Genomic DNA, 18,782 nt, shown 5'->3' with positions numbered 1-18,782 from the left:
CGGAGTGGATGTGAACGGATAGCCTGTAAGGCATCAGAACGTTTAATCGGGTTGTGCTGAATAACCAACCCTGCGATTGCAGATGATATCAGCTTTCAGGGCATAGCTGCGTGACAGGAATACCGGCACAACCCGGTATCCGGTCAATATCCCAGTGTTTAATCGCCCACTCCATGACGGCCTGGTAGCCACAGCTGGTAACTGATGAATCTGCGGTATGTCCAAGCGCATTCAGTGCGGCTATCAGAAGGGAAAGGCGCTCATCGGCCTGAATTGCCGGTGCCAGGTTCTGTTTACTCAGTTTCTGGCCATCGGGATTAACAATGACAGGAATATGCGCATATTGAGGCACAGGCAGATCCATATGGCTGAGCAGTTGTAGCTGGCGAGGAGTGCTGTCCAGAATATCAAACCCCCGGACGACCTGATTAACGCCCTGATCGTGGTCATCCAGTATGACTGCCAGTTGATAAGCAAACAGCTTATCTCTGCGCTGTATAATAAAATCCCCGATGTCTGCCATATTCCAATGGCAATAGTCCTGGATACGATCCTGGATTTGAAACTGACCTGACGTTATAACGCGTATCGCACTATCCTGAGTATCAGGGGAATGTTCACGACACCAGCCAGGGTAAACCGGATAATCCCGTAATTGTTTGCGGCTGCAGCGACAAGGATAGGCCAGATGACGCTGCTGTAACAATTCCACGGCGTATTGATAACGTTCATTCTGCTGGCTCTGATAAAACACGGGGCCATCCCAGAATAGCTCGAAGGCTTCCAGTGTACGCAGGATCTGATCGGCGGCACCGGGTTGTTCTCTGGGTGGATCGATATCTTCAATACGTAACAGCCAGTGCCCACCAGCCGATCTGGCATCCAGATAGCTGGCCAGTGCGGCAACCAGAGAGCCAAAGTGCAGAGGACCTGATGGTGTAGGCGCAAAGCGCCCGATATAAGAATGGGATGCAGACATGCCCGTTACTGAGTCGGTTGTCAGAACAAAGGCCAGTAAGGCTGGCCTTTATCGGTTTATCAGGCGGTTATCAGCCACCAATCTGGCGTTCTTTAATCTCTGCCAGGGTTTTACAGTCTACGCATAAGGTAGCTGTCGGGCGGGCTTCCAGTCGGCGAATACCGATCTCAATACCGCAGGACTCACAGTAGCCGTAATCACCGCTGTCGATGTCTTCCAGCGCTTCATTGATTTTTTTGATCAGTTTACGTTCACGATCACGGGTACGCAGCTCCAGGCTGAATTCTTCTTCCTGGGTAGCACGGTCTGCGGGGTCAGCAAAGTTGCTCGCATCTTCCTGCAGATGCTGAACAGTACGATCAACTTCCTCCATCAGATCCTGTTTCCACTGCTGGAGAATCTGGCGGAAATGCTCGAGCTGATTATCATTCATATACTCCTCGCCATCAGCGGCGTTATATGGAACGAAAGCTTGCTCTGTATTGTTGGTTGCATTGTCTGGCATATGACTGCCCCATATTAGTGTTATTGATTGATTCTGGGGATACCTGCCGATTTCTCGTCCTTAACTGGCACCCTCAGCAACATGACCCACCTGGTCACGTTTTTGAAAGCTTTGCTTATTTATCGGAAAAGTATGAGAAATGCAACTTGAAAAAGAAATTATAGAAGGTATTCCTCACTTTTGCCTGGTTCTGATCGTCCGGTAAGGTGCATGAATCCATGCTTTTATCTATTATGTCTGGTTATTGTTACTAAATTTAATATCCGGAGTAGTTTATGTCTCTGTCAGGTTTTCAGTGGGCAGCCAGGGTTTCCCAAATTGCCCCTTTCCATGTAATGCAGCTACTGGCACGAGCCCGGCAGCTTCAGGCTGAAGGGCGGGATGTTATTCATATGGAAGTCGGAGAGCCTGATTTTCCGACGGCTGCCCCGGTTATTCAGGCGGGACAGGATGCTCTGGCAAAAGGTCTGACGCAATATACTCCGGCCGCGGGTTTACCTGAGCTAAGAGAAGCGATAGCCGGCCATTACCAGACAGCCTATGGCGTGGATATTGATCCAGGGCGAATTATTGTGACACCCGGGGCTTCCGGCGCTCTTTTGCTGATTGCAGCCCTGCTGGTGAATCCGGGGGATAAAGTGATGATGGCTGATCCAACTTACCCCTGTAATCGCAACTTTATGCGTTTATTTGAAGGGGAGCCGCAACTGATACCGGTGGGGGCTGATAGCGAATATCAGCTGAACGTCGGGCATATTGAACAGCATTGGGATGATCGGACCCGTGCTGCTATGCTGGCTACACCTTCCAATCCGACCGGAACTCTGGTGGGTAAAGAGGCTTTGCAGGCTATCAGTCAGGCAGTTTCTGCCAGAAATGGTGCGCTGATTGCGGATGAAATCTATCAGGGGCTGACTTACGGCGTGAACGCTATGACTGCGCTGTCTGTGAATGATGAGGCGTTCGTGATCAATAGCTTCTCAAAATATTTCGGCATGACCGGCTGGCGCCTTGGCTGGCTGGTAGCGCCGGATAATGCGGTGTCAGAACTGGATAAGCTGGCACAGAACGTATTCTTGTCTGCACCGACTCCATCTCAGTATGCGGCACTGGCCGCTTTTCAGCCAGAGACTATTGCCATTCTGGAAGAGCGCCGGGCGGAGTTTGCACGTCGCAGAGACTTTCTGTTACCGGCATTGAGAGAGCTGGGGATGTCTGTACCTGTGACGCCTGAGGGGGCTTTTTATATCTATGCCGGTGTTGATCATCTTACTGATGACAGTTATCAGTGGTGTCAGGATTTGCTGGAACAGGAGTTTGTAGCGACCACTCCGGGACTGGACTTTGGCTTAAATGGCGCCCGGAAAACCGTTCGTTTTGCTTATGCGACAGATATAGAGCAGCTGGAGCAGGCTGTAGAACGTATCGCTCGTTTTATCCGACAGAGCTGATTTTCTGGCTGGATGATTTTTACTGTTACTGAGCCGGAGCAATCCGGTTCTTTTCTCTGAGGATAACTAATGCAATGGGTCTCTGAACTCCAGCCAGCCACGCTGATTCGTCGTTATAAACGCTTTATGGCTGATGTCCAACTGGAAGATGGCTCTGAGATAACTTTACACTGTCCGAATACCGGCTCTATGAGGAACTGTATGGCTCCGGGCTGGCGAGTCTGGTATTCCGATTCCGGTAATCCGAAGCGTAAATATCCCTGTACGTGGGAGCTGTCAGAAACACCGGATGGACAGCTGATCTGTGTGAATACCGCTCAGGCTAATAAACTGATATATGATGCTTTACAGCATGATCTGATTCCTGAGTTAACCGGTTATGACGCTATCCGGCCAGAGGTCCGGTATGGTGAGGAGAACAGCCGGATTGATTTTTTATTAACAAAAGATCAGCAACAGTGCTATGTCGAAGTGAAAAGTGTCACTTTGCTGGAGCAGGAACGGGCGCCGGGTGCTGGCTTTTTTCCGGATGCAGTCAGTCAGAGAGGCAGTAAGCATCTGAGAGAGCTGACAGAAATGGTACGACAGGGACATAGGGCTGTACTGCTGTTCTGTGTCAATCACACAGGAATTCATTCAGTCAGTCCGGCAGAGCATATTGACCCTGAATATGCTGTGGCTCTGCGTGGGGCGGCAGAGCAAGGGGTGGAGGTGCTGGCTTATTGCAGCCGGTTGCAGACAGATGAACTGATTATTGAGTCTGCTCTGCCAGTGCAGGGGTTGTAATCTGGAGGCATATTTCATTCTGACTGTTGATTTCAAAAGGAACGGGTCTGAGGTTCTGCCCTTTACAGGGGCCGTGAATGCACTCACCTGTTTTTATCAGAAACTGTGCGCCATGCATGGCACACTGGATCAGTTGTTTACTGGTATCCAGAAACTGGTCGGGTACCCATTCTAGATTGATTCCCATATGAGGACATTCATTGGCGTATAAATAAACTTTTTTCTTTTTTCTGACGGCGAATATGGGACCTAATGGACTCTGAAAACCTTTGCTGCTATTACTTTCAAGAGCATCAAGGGAACACAGAACGTACATAATAACCTCCCCGGGATAAGTACAGGCTTCAGGCTGTTGTTGTACAAGCAATCCTATGACTGTTTTTTCCGGAACAATAAAAAAGCCGCTTGCAAATGCAAACGGCTGAAAATACGGTTAGTAAACTAACCTCGAACACTAGATAACCCCTGTTCGGACAAGCGCATTATGGCTATCCGCTGTGACATTAAGATGACAGTGATACCGCAATTTTCAGATACCATTCTGACAAGGGTTTCCTGCTGTATATTATATCTTTCAGCTGTTATAGCGCATCCGTATGCCGTGATTCATCGACAACAGCAGTTCATCTGCAGATAGTTCCTTCGGGAAGTAACAGCCTGAAATATTGGCCCCGGCAATGCTGCTACCTTCCAGGCGACAGTGAGTGAAGTCAATGCCACGCAAATCTGATCCCCGGAAGTAGGCATTACTCATATCCAGACCATCCGCATTCAGACCTCGCAGATCCAGACCTCTGAAATCACCACAACGCAGATCAGTGGATATACCTTGAGCCCTGGCTTCGTTAAAGCCTTGTATATTTTCATCCCGGAGCAACTGATAAAGCGGGTCTTGCAGGATTTTTGGTGCACTCATAGCCATGCCCTCTATGTCTTCCGTAAACAAAAGATGCTTTTAAATGCTAACCCCCTTCTCTGGCTTTGCACAGACTGAAAATGTATCGGACTGTGAGTGCGCCAGAGAAATAATTAAAGAAAACAGATAGTTATCTGCGCTCTCTGTCTGGGGCTGTGTTACCAGGATAAAATACTGGCCCGGTAACACTTGCTTACCCGTACATTCAACTGGATAAGCCGTCAGGTCACTGGCGCATGTCTGCTTAATTGCACAGACCAAAATGCCGACGGATACTGGCCAGAAGATTCTGGGTTGCACTGTCTTCGTCAGTATTAATAGTTACAGTATAGTGGGTCTCTTCAGAAGAGATAGCTTCTTGCTGCTGTAACTGCTTTGCCAGTACTTCCAGTCCTGCTTCAGAGGCATCATCACCCTGTACCTGACGTTTTTTCACCCGACGACGCAGTGTCTCTTCACTGGCGGTGAAAGACAACGTTAATGCAGAAACTCCGAGTTGTTCTGCTTTTTCTCGCAGAGCATCCCGTTGCCAGCGTTTCAGATTGGTCGCATCAATAATAACCGGAGTGGCAGAATGTACAATAAAGTCAGCCAGTTCTGTCAGACGGGCATAGGTTTTTTCTGTGGCTTCCGGAGTATAAATGCCCTGATCCAGTTCTGAATGACTGCGTTCTGAAGCGTCCAGGCCAAACAGGCGTTTACGCTCGACATCGGAACGAATGCGGATAACGCCCAGTTCCTGAATCACATCGCGGCTGATTGAACTCTTCCCTGAACCGGATACGCCATGAGTAATCAGCATAAAGGGCTGTTCAAATACGGTATAGGACTCCGCCAGATCAATGTAGCTCTGATAATCCTGTTCCAGCGTTTCACGCTGAGAATCATCAATGCCCGGATCCAGTAGCATAAAGCGTGTGACTTTAGCCCGTACCATCGACCGGTAGCTTTTGTAGAAGCTTAGCAGTTGTATGCCTTCGTAATCGCCGGTCAGTTCAAGATACAGATTACTGACATGACGAGCCAGTTTATTTTCTCCACGGGCTTCCAGGTCCATCACCAGAAAGGCGATATCACTGATCACATCAATCCAGCGGAACTCATCATTGAATTCGATGCAGTCGAACAGGGTGACGTCATCACCGATCAGCACCGCGTTGCCCAGGTGGATATCACCATGGCACTCCCGTACCATACCCTGTGCTTTTCGACGGGCGAATAATGGTTGTAAGCGGGTAAAGGTATCCTGCATCCAGCCTTCCAGCTGTGCCAGCTGATTCAGTGCTTCTTTATCGCTGAGCATTTCTTTGATCTGATCAAAGTTCTGCTGAGCCGGTGCCAGTACTTCTTCCGGATTACCCAGAACGGTGCTGTCATCGGCTTTAGCGATACGGTTGTGGAAGTCGGCAATCTGGTGGGTCAGGGAGTCCATGTGGGCCTGAGTCAGGCCATTATCTGCCTGTAATACACTCAGCAGCTTATCATTATCAAACTGACGAACTTTAATCGCATATTCAAAAGGAGCGCTGTCATCGCCCAGTTGCGGGGCTTCTTCGCTGCCTGAGATCGGCAGTACATCCAGATAAAGCTCCGGGGCCAGGCGCTGGTTCAGCTTCAGTTCCTGTTGACAGAAGAATTGACGCTTTTCCAGAGTAGTAAAATTCAGAAAACCAAAGTCCATCGGTTTTTTGATCTTATAGGCGTATTCACCGGTCAGCAGCACCCAGGAAATATGGGTCTGATACAGTTTGAATTCCGTTACCGGGTGATCATATAAGGCCGGATTCTGCAGCGCCTCAATCAGCGTCTGGCTCACAGGCGTTCTCCTGTCTATCTGTTAATCCGGCAATATTAATTTTCTGCCGGGTGTGTACGTGCGGGTTCATGCCTGAACCCGCGTGTTATATCAGCTCAGTTTTGCAAACGCTTTGCGAGCTGCTGCAAGGGTTTTATCAAGATCTTCGTCAGTATGTACTGAAGACACAAAGCCGGCTTCGTATGACGCCGGGGCCAGATAAACCCCTTCTTCCAGCATGGCATGGAAGAACTGATTGAACTGATCCAGGTTGCAGTTCATTACTTCGGCAAAACCGTTAATGGCCGGTTTATCTGTGAAGAAGATACCGAACATACCGCCGACTTTCTGAGTAATAAAGGGAACACCGGCTTCTCTGGCTGCTTCTTCAAGCCCTGCACAGAGTTTATCGACTTTTGCACTCAGTTCTTTATGGAAGTCCGGCTCTGTAATACTGTCCAGCAGGGCCAGACCCGCAGCCATAGCCAGAGGATTACCAGACAGTGTGCCTGCCTGATAAACCGGACCCAGAGGAGAAATATGAGACATGATCTCTTTCTTGCCGCCAAAGGCACCAACTGGCATACCACCACCAATGATCTTACCCAGTGTGGTCAGATCCGGCTTGATATTAAAGTGGGCCTGAGCACCACCCAGAGCCACACGGAAACCGGTCATAACTTCATCAAAGATCAGTACTGAGCCGAATTCGTCGCAGACTTCACGCAGGCATTCCAGAAAGCCCGGTACAGGTGGGATACAGTTCATATTACCTGCGACAGGCTCTACGATAATACAAGCGATCTGGTCACCAATCTGACGGAAGCATTCACGTACATTCTCGATGTCGTTGTAAGTCAGAGTAATCGTATGCTCAGCAAGAGCAGCCGGTACGCCAGGAGAGTTAGGCTCTCCAAAGGTCAGAGCGCCTGACCCGGCTTTTACCAGCAAAGAGTCAGAATGCCCATGATAGCAGCCTTCAAATTTTACAATCTTGTCACGACCGGTATACCCGCGAGCCAGACGAATGGCACTCATGGTTGCTTCGGTGCCTGAGTTCACCATACGAACCATTTCAATATTTGGCATCAGCTCGCAGATGCGTTCTGCCATCGTTGTTTCGATAGCCGTTGGCGCACCAAAGCTCATACCATAGTCCAGACGGTCTTTAACTGCCTGAAGGACTTTCGGGTTAGCGTGGCCCGTGATCATAGGTCCCCAGGAGCCTACGTAGTCAATATACTGCTTATCATCCTCGTCATAGAGGTACGCACCCTGGGCGCGTTTGATAAAGACCGGAGTACCACCCACACTTTTGAAGGCACGGACCGGAGAGTTTACACCACCAGGGATAACCGCCTGAGCTTTGTTAAATAGCTGTTCTGACGTGGACATCGAATTTCCTATCGTTTCTGGAAAATAAAACAAAAATGTAAGGAATACCTTATGCAGACTCTACCTTGTTCAAGGTGTGCTGCAAACGGTAAACCTGCTGATCCGGTTGATCTGAAGCAAAAACCGTATGCACTACAGCCACAAAATCTGCCCCCATTTCTGTGACCTGACGGGCATTGTCCAGATTGATGCCTCCAATGGCAACAATCGGACAGTCAAAGCGGGCCCTGGCTTCTGTTAGCAGGCTTAAAGGTGCAGGAGATGCTCCGGGTTTTGTGTTTGATGGAAAAAAACGGCCGAAGGCAATATAACTGGCTCCATCCTGAATCGCCTGCTCAGCCAGTTGCAGCGAATCATGGCAGGTAGTTCCGATAATTTTATCGTTTCCCAGACGCTGGCGGGCCTCTTTAAGTGAGCCGTCGCTCTGGCCCAGATGGACACCATCGGCATCAATAGCCATTGCCAGTTCCAGATCATCATTAATGATCAGAGGCGTCTGATACTGGCGACACAGTGCCAGTAGTTGTCCAGCTTCGTGCTGGCGCTCATCTTCTGTTCCTCCTTTACGACGGTACTGCAGAAAAGCCAGTCCGGCCTGTAAGGCCAGCTCTGATTTCTGAATCAGGTGCTCTCCTGGCATCAGCTGGCTATCGGTGATGGCATAGATCTGCTTGTTGCCTGTTGCAGAGGAAAGGGCGGATGTGTTGTCAGGTGCGTTCAAGAATGACTCCAGAAAAGTCGGTTAGGCAGGTATTGCCCCTTACCCAGGTGATATGCTTGTTTCAGGCTGTTCCAGGTAAATTGTTGCGCCATCTCTGTGGCGTTACAGATATCGGCACCTTGTGCCAGTAAAGCGGCGGCGGCGGCGGCAAACGTGCAGCCACTGCCGTGATATTCCCCAGGCAGGCGTGGCCAGCTTTTTTGCTGCACTTCACCATGAGAGCTGTAAAGGGTGTTGATGACATCCTGTGTTCGGGCATGAGTACCGGTTACCATGACATAGCGGCAACCCTGTTCAATCAGGTACTGACATCGGGCCTGGTCCGAATCGGCATTAGGACTTAACCGGACCAGTTCCTGAGTATTCGGGGTCAGTAAAGTGGTATAGGGCAGTAATAATGTGGATATAGCTTGTACCATATCGTCACTGCTGAGTGATTTGCCGCCACCGGCTCTCAGAATAGGGTCCAGTACTACGGGTATATCCGGGTAATCTGTCAGCAGGGTATGAATGGCTTCTATATTCTCTACACTGGCCAGCAGGCCAATTTTAATTGCGGATATCGGAACATCATCCAGAATGGCTCTGGCCTGGGTGATCAGATCCGTGGCATTCACCGGATGAATCGACTGAACATTAACGGTGTTCTGACAGGTTGTTGCTGTGATGACACTGCAGGCATAGCCGCCAAGAGAGCGTATGGTTTCTATGTCGGCCTGAATACCTGCCCCTCCGGAAGGGTCATGCCCCGCCAGAACCAGGGTGACATCAGGCGATGCTGTATGAGATTCGCTCATGGTTACTCCTGTATTCTGTATCACTATCAGCCTGAGAACGGTTTCACGACAACCAGGATAATGACACCAATTAATGCCAGAACCGGTAATTCATTGAAAACCCGGAAGTACACATGACTTTTCTGGTTATTATCGTTGGCGAACTGTTTCAGGTGATAGCCACAGAAAAAATGAAATACAATCAATAGAGTGACCAGTAACAGTTTAGCGTGCATCCAGGGTTGGGACATATAATAGGCTGGATTCAGGCTCAGCAACGCTATACCAAGACCTATGACAACGACCATTGACGGTGTTGTAATCCCCCGGTACAGCTTACGCTCCATAACCTTAAAGCGTTCATTGCCTTCGGTGTCTCTGGTTTCTGCATGATAAACAAACAGTCTGGGCAGATAGAAGAGGCCACTGAACCAGGTAACAATGGCCATAATATGAAAGGCTTTCAGCCATAGGTAATCCATTTCTTTCTCCTGGATAGTTCTGTGGGTAATGGTGCGTATTACAGGGTGTTGTATAGCGTCAGCGATAATAATTTTCGATCATCTGCCGGGTGATGACACCACGGGGCTGATGGCTTTGATCGGTGACATATAAGGCTTCATTACGTAGATCTGCAATCATCTGATCAGCCTGTGCCAGAGTGGATCTGTGATCAATAGCCACTGCGTTCAGACGCTCCTCTGACGGTATTTCAGATAATAATATTGTCAGGTCATGGCCTGTTTCCGATAGCTCGTCCAGATAACTGACCACTTCGGCGACCGGCATCATACATACCTGCTCTGAATCTGTATCTTTATAGAGTAACCAGACAGGTTTTTGTTGTAGCCGGTTTTTTAATGAGGCCAGACTGATCTGGTGCTCACACCAGATAAATTTCTGGTTCATTACGGCAATGACCCCGGCTCGACTCAGAGTATGGCTGATCAGTGTATGACGGGTATCGAGCCCTCTCAGTGCCAGAATATAACGGAAAACAGAAGGTTCTCTCTCTGTCAGATACTGGCAGGCCAGAATAGCTGAAACAACGGCCAGCATGCCTGGCATGATGATATTCGGATTATTCGTAAGTTCCAGCAGAGCCATCAGAGCGGCCAGAGGGGCGTTTAAAGTGGCGGCCATCATTGCTGCCATACCTATCATGGCATAAACACTGATATCGGATACCCGGGTATCTACCAGAAAGGCTCCGACATGTCCCATAGCGGCACCGAATAACCCTCCAACAACAACCAGAGGGCCCACTATGCCAACAGGGACACCCAGGCCGAATGTCAGTGCTGTCAGTAGCAGTTTACCACCTGCCAGAATTAACAAAAAATTCAGAGAAAGTTCACCGGTAAAGGATTGATTGACCAGATCATAGCCAGTCCCCATCAGTACTGGCAGTAACCAGGCTGCCAGCATAGTAGCGGCTGCGACGAGGCTGAACCGGATTGCCAGAGGTTTACTTTGCAGAATAAATAAACGTCCGGCCATGACAATAAAGCCAGCGGATAAAATACCGGTCATGATACCGCTGGCTGCTACCCAGGGCAGTTCAGCCAGTGAATAAAGTTCGACCGGAGTGGCATCAAACAGAACCGGTTCACCCAGCAACCACTGACTCAGAGCGGTACCACTGACCGACGCCAGAATAATAGGTGTAAATCCGACCAGAGTATATTCCGCCATAATCACTTCCATGGCAAAAATGACCCCGGCAATAGGCGTATTGAACGAAGCACCTATGGCGGCAGCAGAGCCACAACCGACCAGAATTCTCAGGCTGTTATTAGGTAAACGCAGTTTTACTCCCAGAATGCTGCTTAAGGCGGCTCCCATGTGTACAGCAGGCCCCTCCCGACCTGCAGATAAACCGGATGCCAGGGCGATCAGTACGCTGAAAAATTGATGGATTGCATTAGGCCAGGGCATATGCCCCTGGTTAAAAGAAAAGCGCTCCATCACATGGCCTATACCCTGTGCTCTCCAGGCAGCAGGAATAAACCAGAACATCAGCCCCAGTAGCAGGCAGCCAATTGCCGGGCCTGCCAGTCGGATATACAGCGGCAGGCTTTCATAGTTTTCAGAGTGTGTGCCCAGCAACAGCAGAGACAGGTAATCCAGTATGCTCAGAAAAATCACGATGACCGCACCGGTAAATAAACCAGACAGCAGGCCAAGTAAGGCCAGCTGGGGCAGAGCATCAAGATGTGCCAGGCGTTCACGGAAATGATCTATCGTGAAATGGCTTAACCATTGCTGAAGTTTCTTGTTCTTTCTCAATATGGATAATCCTTACGGAGGCAGTGCGCTACATAAGCCATAACTTTTGTGTATTATAACGGCATTCGATTTAAGAGGTTATAACGGAGAGCGAACGTGATTAAAGTTGGTATTGTAGGTGGTACGGGATACACCGGTGTTGAACTGCTCAGATTGCTGGCTCAGCACCCGGAGGCGCAGGTCGAAGTGATTACCTCTCGTTCTGAAGAAGGTGTGGCTGTTGCTGATATGTATCCGAACCTTCGAGGCCATTATGATTTGTGTTTCTCTGTACCAGATGTCGCTCAGCTGGCTGCCTGTGACGTCGTCTTTTTTGCTACGCCTCATGGTGTAGCTCACAGTCTGGCTGGTGAAATTCTGGAAAATGGCGGACGGGTGATTGATTTATCTGCAGATTTTCGTATTCGGGATCCAGAACTCTGGGCGCAGTGGTATGGTCAGGATCATGGCGCTCCTGATCTGCTGAATGAAGCCGTTTATGGTTTGCCGGAAGTCAATCGTGAAACGATTCGCAGTACACGCCTGCTGGCTGTTCCGGGCTGTTATCCAACGGCAGTACAGTTAGCGGCTATTCCTTTACTGGAGGCGGGTTTAATCAGACCAGAAGGCATTATTGCTGATTGTAAATCAGGTGTCAGTGGTGCTGGTCGTGGCGCTAAAGTGGGGTCCCTGCTATGTGAAACCAGTGAGTCTATGATGGCATATAGTGTGGCTGGTCACCGGCATTTACCTGAAATTTGTCAGGGATTAAGTGATGCAGCCGGACAAGCGGTTGATCTGACTTTTGTACCTCATCTGACGCCTATGATTCGCGGAATACATGCTACAGTTTACTCTGAACTTAAAAGTCAGGATGCTGGTGATCTGCAAGCGTTATTTGAACAGCGTTATGCCAATGAACCTTTTGTTGATGTCATGCCTGCCGGGTCACATCCTGCAACGAGAAGTGTCCGGGGTGTAAACATGTGTCGTCTTTCAGTACACCGTCCAGGGAACGGCAATCGCGTTGTGGTATTATCAGTAATTGATAATCTGGTAAAAGGTGCATCTGGTCAGGCAATCCAGAATATGAATCTGATGTTTGATTTAGAAGAAACGACAGGCCTGAATCAGGTTGGCCTGATGCCCTAGTCATTGACCGATAAAAGGATACTCAGAGTTACCCGTATGGCTATGGTGAAAGAGAGTAAACAGGAAAGGCTGAAAATTGTTTCTTACAGCCCAAGGCAGCGCGTTCTTAATTTCGTTATAAGAATATTTATGATCATCTTTCTGATCATTGCTGTACTGGCCGGGTATGGTTATGGCCAGTATCAGGGTTGGGAGGAGCGTCGCCAGGCAGTAGCTGAGCTGAATAAACTCCGATTATCTTCGGGTGATTTTTTTCGTGAAAACGAAGAGCTGAGACAGAAAGTAGCAGTGCTTTCTCAGAGCAATGTTGTTGATCAGAAAGCTTATGCTGAAGTGCGTCATACGATTACAGAGCTGAATGCCAGGATTGCTCAGCTGGAGAATGAAGTATCCTTTTATAAACGGGTCATGGCTCCTACAACAGAGGATAAAGGGTTAAGAATTGAAAGCTGGGATGTTTCCGGAACACTGGATCCAGCACGATTTGAGTACAATCTGATGCTGACGCAGGTAGCCAGTAATAATGATTACGTGGAAGGTCGGGTTCTGGTCAGTGTGATAGGTAATCAGGGAGATACCCGCAGAGCTTTGCCACTCAGAGATATTTCTGAAAAAGTAAAAGACCTTGGTGTGCGTTTCCGTTTCCGTTTCTACCAGAATGTCAGAGGCGAGATGACACTGCCAAAAGGTTTTAAGCCTGAGAAAGTAGAAGTGATTCTGCAATCAACTGGCCGCAAGGCGATGAGAGTAGAGAAAAACTATGAATGGTCAGTTCAGGAGTCGACTTAGTTATGTTTGGTGGTAATAACAGCAATAAGGGTAGCAATAGTAAACCCAGTAGCAGTCATCACTTTGATACCCTGATCTCAGCCAAAGCAGAGATTGTGGGTGATATGCACTTTGCGGGAGGCTTGCATATTGATGGCAAAATCTTTGGCAATATCATTGCTGAAGATAACTCGGGTGCTATTGTGCGCATTAGTGAAAATGGAGTTGTCGTTGGTGAGATATCCGCCCCTCATGTGGTTGTTAACGGCAGTGTAACTGGCGATGTACATGCCTGTGAGCATCTGGAGCTGGCTTCTAAGGCGAAGATCAAGGGTGATGTTTTCTATAACATGATTGAGATGGTTATGGGGTCTCAGGTCAGTGGGCAGTTGAAGCACTCTTATCGTGGTAAACCAGAAGACCGACCTGAAATGCCAAAACACGTGACTCAGGAAAAGCCTGTTCTGGAATCTGAAACGGACCCCAAGGTAAAAGCTTTGCCTGTGAAGAAAGCTTCCGGATCTGTGCCAAATCAGAATAAGGATGCGGCTACAGGTAAACAGCCTCCTGCGGGGGCTGAAAAAAAGCCCTGATAAAAACTTAAGTTGACTGTTTTAGTGGGTTAAGCTGATAATTCACTTTCAGTGTGTTAATCCGGAGCCAGATATGACCGCGGATGTGTTTACCCCTCAGCCAATGATTCTGAGTGATGCCGCTGCAGAGAAAGTACGTGAACTGATCGAAACTGAACAGAACCCTGAACTGAAGTTACGTGTTTATGTAACTGGTGGTGGATGTTCAGGGTTTCAGTACGGTTTTGACTTTGATGAAAGTTCACAGGATGATGATGCTGTAATCAACAATAATGGCGTCAGAATGGTTGTTGATGCTATGAGTTATCAGTATCTTGTTGGATCAACGGTTGATTATCAGGAAGGCTTACAAGGGGCTCAGTTTATTGTAAAAAATCCTAATGCAACCACGACTTGTGGTTGTGGAGCATCTTTTACAGTCTGACCTTCGTAAGATAAAAAAGCAGCGTTCGCTGCTTTTTTTATACCTCTGTTACCCCCTTCCCATACTCACGCCGGATAGACCGCTCCGAGAATACGATCTCCGATTGCCCCGGTAACTGCCGGAAGGTTTCCTGTAAGTTTATTGACCGTCTGGTGAGCCAGCCAGGCAAAAGCCGACGCTTCTACCCAGTCCCCGCTTAAACCGAGTTCGCTGGTCAGTGCTGTCTGTATGCCTTCTGCTTCAGCCAGCGATGTCAGCCTTTCCCGAAGCAATGTGTTATGGACTCCGCCACCGCATAGAAAAAGATGCCTGCATTTGTGCCGTACCGCTTCGGAGATGATGCATCGGGCTGTCAGTTCTGTCAGTGTCCGGCTGATGCTTTTCCAGTCTGCTGTTTCCGGGCATTTTTTCAGATAATGCTGCAGCCATGTCATATTAAAGTATTCGCGCCCGGTACTTTTAGGGGCTGGTTTTACAAAATAAGGATCAGCGACCATCTTTGCCAACAGATTGGGTAATAAATTGCCCTGTAATGCCGATAAGCCTTCGCTATCAAATGGTTCATCAGTGTGTTGCTGGTGCCAGCTATCAAGCAGGCAATTTCCCGGACCACAGTCGTATCCGGCACAGGCCTTATTCTGCTGATTAAGCACCGTTATATTGCTGATACCACCGATATTAACAATAGCTGAGTGTGCAGGGGCCGACTGAAATATCCATTGATGGAAGGCTGGGACCAGAGGTGCACCTTGCCCACCTGCTGCGATATCTCTGCTACGGAAGTCTGCTATGCAGGTGATGCCGGTCAGTTCCGCCACTCTGGCATGATTACCTATCTGAGTGGTATAAGGTGTCTGACTGTTCGGTGCATGATCGATAGTATGGCCATGACTACCAATAGCTGTAATCTGAGCCGCTTGAAGCTTATTCTGCTTGATCAGATGCCGGGCTGCGGTACTGAAATAGCCTGCCAGGTAGAAGCCTGTTTCCCCAAGAGCTTGTTTACTGACCTGTTCTGAAAGAGCCAGTTCCAGTAAATGTTTGCGAAAATGTTCCGGATAAGGCGTTGCGAAAGTATCCAGTACCCGGAACTGAAATGGCATACTTATTTCGGCCAGAACAGCATCAACGCCATCAGCGCTGGTGCCTGACATCAGGCCGATATAAAGTGATTTCATTCTGATGTATCCAGTTTTGCAACCTGTGTCTGGCTATAAGATTCAAAGCTGCTCAGCAGGTTGCTTGCATACTGATCAAAACGTTCTCTTTCCTTTTTAGCAATTGGATCAGCATCAGGTAGCTTCACTGTCACCGGATTTTTGTGAATACCGTTGACACGGAACTCGTAATGCAGATGTGGACCTGTTGCCAGCCCCGTACTGCCAACGTAACCAATGACCTGGCCCTGGCGTACCTTCGTCCCTTTACGTATTCCTTTTCCGAATGCATTCATGTGCGCATATAAGGTGGTATAGCGCTGGCCATGCTGAAGAATGACATGCTTACCATAGCCTCGACTGGTACTGGCTCTGATGACTTTGCCTGTCCCTGTGGCTTTAATAGGAGTGCCGCGTTTGGCTGCGTAATCTGTTCCTTTGTGAGAACGGAATTTATGCAGAACGGGGTGATAACGGCGTGTGGTGAAATGGGAAGAGATGCGGGTAAAATCCATTGGTGAACGCAGGAATTGCTTTTTCATACTGCGGCCATCTTCAGAGTAATAATCCGTGTTTCCATTCTGGTCTGTGTAACGGATTGCCCGGTATGTTCTCCCCTGATTGGTGAATTCTGCAGCCAGGATATCGCCATCGCGATAATATTGACCATCCAGGTGTTCCTGATAATAAAGCACCTTAAATGTGTCACCTGGACGCATATCCAGAGAGAAATCGATATCCCAGCCAAAGACAGATGCCAGGGACATAACAGTCTGGTGACTCAGTTCCGCATCCTTACCTGCATTAAAGAAGGAGTCCTTAATCTGGCCTTCTGAATATGTCAGTTCTTTAGTTGTATCCCTGGTCAAAATATTTTCAGAAAAACTACCAGAATCCTGACGTTCAAACATAGACAGGCGGGTTTTTGAATGATCCAGTCTGACCATCTGTAGCTTCTGTTCATCATCCAGCTGGAAGTGCAATTGCTGTCCAGGCTTCAGTCGGGCCAGATCAGTATCCAGTTCCGGGCTGTTTATCAGTGAGTACAGATCATTGGTTCTTAAGTCTGCCCTGGAAAATAACTGAGACAGTGTTTCTCCGCGTTTGACGGTGTAAGTCTGCCATTGCTCATCCAGCTCTGGCCAGTCAGAGCTGTCTGCTGAAGGTTCGGCGTCTTTTTTCTGTGGCGTCGTTTTGACCTGTAAATCCAGTGGTACATCAATACGTTTTGCGGAAACATCCTGACTGGAGATCAGGGCAGTGATCAACCCGATAGAGATAATCGTACCCAGTGCTAAGTGATGCTTCATTTTAGATACTTTTAACGGCATAAACTGAACCAGAATAGTTTGAAATTGTTGGGTGTCGTCTGGCGAATGCTATAATGTACGCTATTTTTCCCAAGATACAATTGGTGAAAGACAATTGATCTTAAGTTGCTCTGGACAAAACAGGATAATTTGATGACTTCCGTTGATGAAGCGTTGGCGCTGATTAAGCGTGGTACTGAAGAAATACTGGTAGAAGAAGAACTGGTAAAAAAACTGGAAAGCGGTCGGGTGCTTCGCATCAAAGCGGGTTTTGATCCAACGGCTCCAGATTTACATCTGGGGCATACAGTTCTGATTAATAAGCTGCGTCATTTCCAGGAGCTGGGTCATCATGTCATGTTCCTTATTGGCGATTTCACCGGGCGTATTGGTGATCCCACAGGCAAGAATGTTACGCGTAAGCCTCTTTCAGAGGATGATGTTGCTCGTAATGCAAAAACTTATACTGAACAGGTTTTCAAAATCCTGGACCCGAAAAAGACAGAAATCTGCTTTAACTCGACCTGGATGGGGCAGATGAATGCTTCCGAGATGATTCAGCTGGCCGCTCAGCAGACTGTCGCTCGTATGCTGGAGCGGGATGATTTCAGTAAGCGTTATAAGAATAACCAGTCCATCTCTATTCATGAATTCTTGTATCCGCTTGTTCAGGGGTATGACTCAGTGGCAATGAAAGCGGACGTAGAGCTGGGCGGTACTGACCAGAAATTTAACCTGTTAATGGGACGTGAATTGCAGAAAGGTGCCGGTCAGGAACCTCAGATTTGTATTACAGTGCCTATTCTGGAGGGGCTGGATGGTGTTCAGAAGATGTCAAAGTCTCTGGGTAATTATGTAGGGATTAACGATGCACCGGGAGAAATGTTCGGTAAAATCGTCTCTATGCCTGATTCTCTGATATGGCGTTATTACGAGTTGTTGAGCTTCCGCCCAATGAGTGAGATTGATGAGCTTAAAGCTTCTGTTGAAGCTGGGGCTAATCCTCGTGATGTCAAAATTGAGCTGGCACGTGAGCTGGTTGCTCGTTTTCATGGTGAAGAGGCAGCAGCAAATGCTCATAAAGGTGCCGGTAATCGTCTGAAGGACGGCGAGTTGCCGGAAGACTTACCTGAAGTTACTGTTGACTTTGGTGAGCAGGTCGAAGTGCCGGTCACTGCAGTAATTAATAAAGCAGGTTTAACAAAAAACTCCAATGCAGCTCGTGATATGTTAAAGGCTGGCAGTATTAAAGTGGACGGTGAAGTTGCTGAAGATGGACTGAAGCTGAAAAAAGGCGGTACTTACGTCTGTCAGGCTGGTAAAAAGCAGTTCGCTAAGATTACTCTGGCATAAGCTACTCTGCTAAAAAACAGATGATTGTCATGCTTAAAGCCCCGCAGTGCGGGGCTTTATCGTGCTTTTGCTAACCCTCTGATTTCCCTGCTTTTGCTGCTCGTTTCAGAGCTGCTGTAACTTTTTTACAAAAAATGCACTTATTTTTGCTCAGGGGGTTGTACTCTGCTTCCGGGTGCGTATAATACGCCCTCGCTGTCAAGGGGTGACCCGATGAGCAGCAGTAACCAATTGTTTTTACTGAGTTTTACTTTTAAGTCTCTCTCAGGTTCTTTTCTCTCTTCTCAGGAAGAATCGGAAAAAAGATTAAAAAATGATTGACTCTGAGGTCTGCTTCTGTAAAATACGCAGCCTCGGTTGAGCGAGACGAGTTCATCGCTTAACCTGCTCTTTAAAAATTCAGTCAGATAATTCGTGTGGGCGCTTGCTGTGA

General features: G+C 48.2%; 19 protein-coding genes. 7 read left to right on the top strand and 12 right to left on the bottom strand.

The features are described 5' to 3' along the window. Positions 1-88 precede the first annotated feature (88 nt). Together gluQRS and dksA are read right to left on the bottom strand one after the other, a co-directional pair. Positions 89-979, bottom strand: coding sequence for a tRNA glutamyl-Q(34) synthetase GluQRS (gene gluQRS, locus H4O21_RS15845; RefSeq protein ID WP_182809856.1), 891 nt, complete (start codon positions 977-979; stop codon positions 89-91). Positions 980-1,049: 70 nt separating this feature from the next. Further along, positions 1,050-1,484 carry an RNA polymerase-binding protein DksA gene (gene dksA / locus H4O21_RS15840; protein WP_182809855.1) on the bottom strand — a complete coding sequence of 145 codons (435 nt, stop codon included), beginning with the start codon at positions 1,482-1,484 and terminating at the stop codon, positions 1,050-1,052. 275 nt (positions 1,485-1,759) lie between these two features. Between dksA and H4O21_RS15835 the strand changes: the two genes are divergently transcribed. Beyond that, on the top strand, positions 1,760-2,935 hold the full coding sequence (locus H4O21_RS15835) for a pyridoxal phosphate-dependent aminotransferase (RefSeq protein WP_182809854.1): 1,176 nt from the start codon (positions 1,760-1,762) through the stop codon (positions 2,933-2,935). 69 nt (positions 2,936-3,004) lie between these two features. Further along, positions 3,005-3,721: a DNA/RNA nuclease SfsA gene (sfsA, locus tag H4O21_RS15830; protein ID WP_182809853.1), complete on the top strand. Its 717-nt coding sequence runs from the start codon at positions 3,005-3,007 to the stop codon at positions 3,719-3,721. Here sfsA and H4O21_RS15825 read toward each other — a convergent pair. The 8 genes from H4O21_RS15825 to H4O21_RS15790 form a co-directional block, all read right to left on the bottom strand. Beyond that, on the bottom strand, positions 3,687-4,037 hold the full coding sequence (locus H4O21_RS15825) for a Rieske (2Fe-2S) protein (RefSeq protein WP_182809852.1): 351 nt from the start codon (positions 4,035-4,037) through the stop codon (positions 3,687-3,689). The genes sfsA and H4O21_RS15825 overlap by 35 nt on opposite strands. Before the next feature lie 258 nt (positions 4,038-4,295). Then, positions 4,296-4,637 (bottom strand): pentapeptide repeat-containing protein, encoded by a 342-nt coding sequence (locus tag H4O21_RS15820; RefSeq protein WP_182809851.1) that lies wholly within the window; start codon positions 4,635-4,637, stop codon positions 4,296-4,298. A 244-nt stretch (positions 4,638-4,881) separates the two neighbouring features. Further along, on the bottom strand, positions 4,882-6,453 hold the full coding sequence (locus tag H4O21_RS26330) for a bifunctional aminoglycoside phosphotransferase/ATP-binding protein (protein WP_182809850.1): 1,572 nt from the start codon (positions 6,451-6,453) through the stop codon (positions 4,882-4,884). 90 nt (positions 6,454-6,543) lie between these two features. After that, complete coding sequence (gene hemL, locus H4O21_RS15810) at positions 6,544-7,827, bottom strand: glutamate-1-semialdehyde 2,1-aminomutase (protein WP_182809849.1); 1,284 nt, start codon at positions 7,825-7,827, stop codon at positions 6,544-6,546. Positions 7,828-7,876: 49 nt separating this feature from the next. Next, entirely contained in the window at positions 7,877-8,548 is a 672-nt protein-coding gene (gene thiE, locus H4O21_RS15805; protein ID WP_255487332.1) for a thiamine phosphate synthase, read from the bottom strand. Beyond that, on the bottom strand, positions 8,545-9,345 hold the full coding sequence (thiD, locus tag H4O21_RS15800) for a bifunctional hydroxymethylpyrimidine kinase/phosphomethylpyrimidine kinase (protein WP_182809848.1): 801 nt from the start codon (positions 9,343-9,345) through the stop codon (positions 8,545-8,547). The genes thiE and thiD overlap by 4 nt, the downstream gene beginning before the upstream one ends. Before the next feature lie 26 nt (positions 9,346-9,371). After that, entirely contained in the window at positions 9,372-9,806 is a 435-nt protein-coding gene (gene hemJ, locus H4O21_RS15795) for a protoporphyrinogen oxidase HemJ (protein WP_182809847.1), read from the bottom strand. Positions 9,807-9,864: 58 nt separating this feature from the next. Beyond that, positions 9,865-11,613: a chloride channel protein gene (locus H4O21_RS15790; protein ID WP_182809846.1), complete on the bottom strand. Its 1,749-nt coding sequence runs from the start codon at positions 11,611-11,613 to the stop codon at positions 9,865-9,867. A gap of 96 nt (positions 11,614-11,709) precedes the next feature. Here H4O21_RS15790 and argC point away from each other — a divergent pair, with 96 nt between their 5' ends. The 4 genes from argC (at position 11,710) to erpA (ending at position 14,529) form a co-directional block, all read left to right on the top strand. Next, positions 11,710-12,744, top strand: coding sequence for an N-acetyl-gamma-glutamyl-phosphate reductase (gene argC, locus H4O21_RS15785; RefSeq protein ID WP_182809845.1), 1,035 nt, complete (start codon positions 11,710-11,712; stop codon positions 12,742-12,744). A 129-nt stretch (positions 12,745-12,873) separates the two neighbouring features. Continuing rightward, positions 12,874-13,533, top strand: a complete 660-nt coding sequence (locus tag H4O21_RS15780; RefSeq protein WP_182809844.1) for a DUF6776 family protein — start codon at positions 12,874-12,876, stop codon at positions 13,531-13,533. Between the two features lie 2 nt (positions 13,534-13,535). Next, positions 13,536-14,105 carry a bactofilin family protein gene (locus tag H4O21_RS15775; RefSeq protein ID WP_182809843.1) on the top strand — a complete coding sequence of 190 codons (570 nt, stop codon included), beginning with the start codon at positions 13,536-13,538 and terminating at the stop codon, positions 14,103-14,105. Between the two features lie 73 nt (positions 14,106-14,178). Beyond that, a complete protein-coding gene (gene erpA, locus H4O21_RS15770; protein ID WP_182809842.1) occupies positions 14,179-14,529 on the top strand; it encodes an iron-sulfur cluster insertion protein ErpA in 351 nt (116 codons plus the stop codon). 65 nt (positions 14,530-14,594) lie between these two features. On the opposite strand, the gene H4O21_RS15765 is transcribed toward erpA, so the two are convergent. Both H4O21_RS15765 and H4O21_RS15760 read right to left on the bottom strand, forming a co-directional pair. Next, positions 14,595-15,707, bottom strand: a complete 1,113-nt coding sequence (locus H4O21_RS15765) for an anhydro-N-acetylmuramic acid kinase (protein ID WP_182809841.1) — start codon at positions 15,705-15,707, stop codon at positions 14,595-14,597. Continuing rightward, the gene (locus H4O21_RS15760) at positions 15,704-17,017 is read right to left on the bottom strand and encodes an OapA family protein (RefSeq protein ID WP_182809840.1); all 1,314 of its coding nucleotides are present in this window, start codon (positions 17,015-17,017) and stop codon (positions 15,704-15,706) included. The genes H4O21_RS15765 and H4O21_RS15760 overlap by 4 nt, the downstream gene beginning before the upstream one ends. A gap of 132 nt (positions 17,018-17,149) precedes the next feature. Here H4O21_RS15760 and tyrS point away from each other — a divergent pair, with 132 nt between their 5' ends. Continuing rightward, positions 17,150-18,349, top strand: coding sequence for a tyrosine--tRNA ligase (gene tyrS / locus H4O21_RS15755; RefSeq protein ID WP_182809839.1), 1,200 nt, complete (start codon positions 17,150-17,152; stop codon positions 18,347-18,349). Positions 18,350-18,782 lie beyond the last annotated feature (433 nt).

The sequence above is a fragment of the Oceanospirillum sediminis genome (assembly GCF_014164585.1).
Lineage (GTDB): Bacteria > Pseudomonadota > Gammaproteobacteria > Pseudomonadales > Halomonadaceae > Oceanospirillum > Oceanospirillum sediminis.
Note: the sequence above shows the minus strand (reverse complement) of the source record. Positions and strands in the feature narration are given on the sequence as shown.

Coding starts and splice junctions, on each gene's coding strand:
- H4O21_RS15765 (WP_182809841.1), bottom strand. CDS start 15,707: ATGAAATCACTTTATATCGGCCTGATGTCAGGCACCAGCGCTGATGGC.
- H4O21_RS15820 (WP_182809851.1), bottom strand. CDS start 4,637: ATGAGTGCACCAAAAATCCTGCAAGACCCGCTTTATCAGTTGCTCCGG.
- H4O21_RS15825 (WP_182809852.1), bottom strand. CDS start 4,037: ATGTACGTTCTGTGTTCCCTTGATGCTCTTGAAAGTAATAGCAGCAAA.
- H4O21_RS15775 (WP_182809843.1), top strand. CDS start 13,536: ATGTTTGGTGGTAATAACAGCAATAAGGGTAGCAATAGTAAACCCAGT.
- H4O21_RS15760 (WP_182809840.1), bottom strand. CDS start 17,017: ATGCCGTTAAAAGTATCTAAAATGAAGCATCACTTAGCACTGGGTACG.
- H4O21_RS15835 (WP_182809854.1), top strand. CDS start 1,760: ATGTCTCTGTCAGGTTTTCAGTGGGCAGCCAGGGTTTCCCAAATTGCC.
- sfsA (WP_182809853.1), top strand. CDS start 3,005: ATGCAATGGGTCTCTGAACTCCAGCCAGCCACGCTGATTCGTCGTTAT.
- gluQRS (WP_182809856.1), bottom strand. CDS start 979: ATGTCTGCATCCCATTCTTATATCGGGCGCTTTGCGCCTACACCATCA.
- erpA (WP_182809842.1), top strand. CDS start 14,179: ATGACCGCGGATGTGTTTACCCCTCAGCCAATGATTCTGAGTGATGCC.
- tyrS (WP_182809839.1), top strand. CDS start 17,150: ATGACTTCCGTTGATGAAGCGTTGGCGCTGATTAAGCGTGGTACTGAA.
- hemL (WP_182809849.1), bottom strand. CDS start 7,827: ATGTCCACGTCAGAACAGCTATTTAACAAAGCTCAGGCGGTTATCCCT.
- H4O21_RS15780 (WP_182809844.1), top strand. CDS start 12,874: ATGATCATCTTTCTGATCATTGCTGTACTGGCCGGGTATGGTTATGGC.
- hemJ (WP_182809847.1), bottom strand. CDS start 9,806: ATGGATTACCTATGGCTGAAAGCCTTTCATATTATGGCCATTGTTACC.
- dksA (WP_182809855.1), bottom strand. CDS start 1,484: ATGCCAGACAATGCAACCAACAATACAGAGCAAGCTTTCGTTCCATAT.
- thiD (WP_182809848.1), bottom strand. CDS start 9,345: ATGAGCGAATCTCATACAGCATCGCCTGATGTCACCCTGGTTCTGGCG.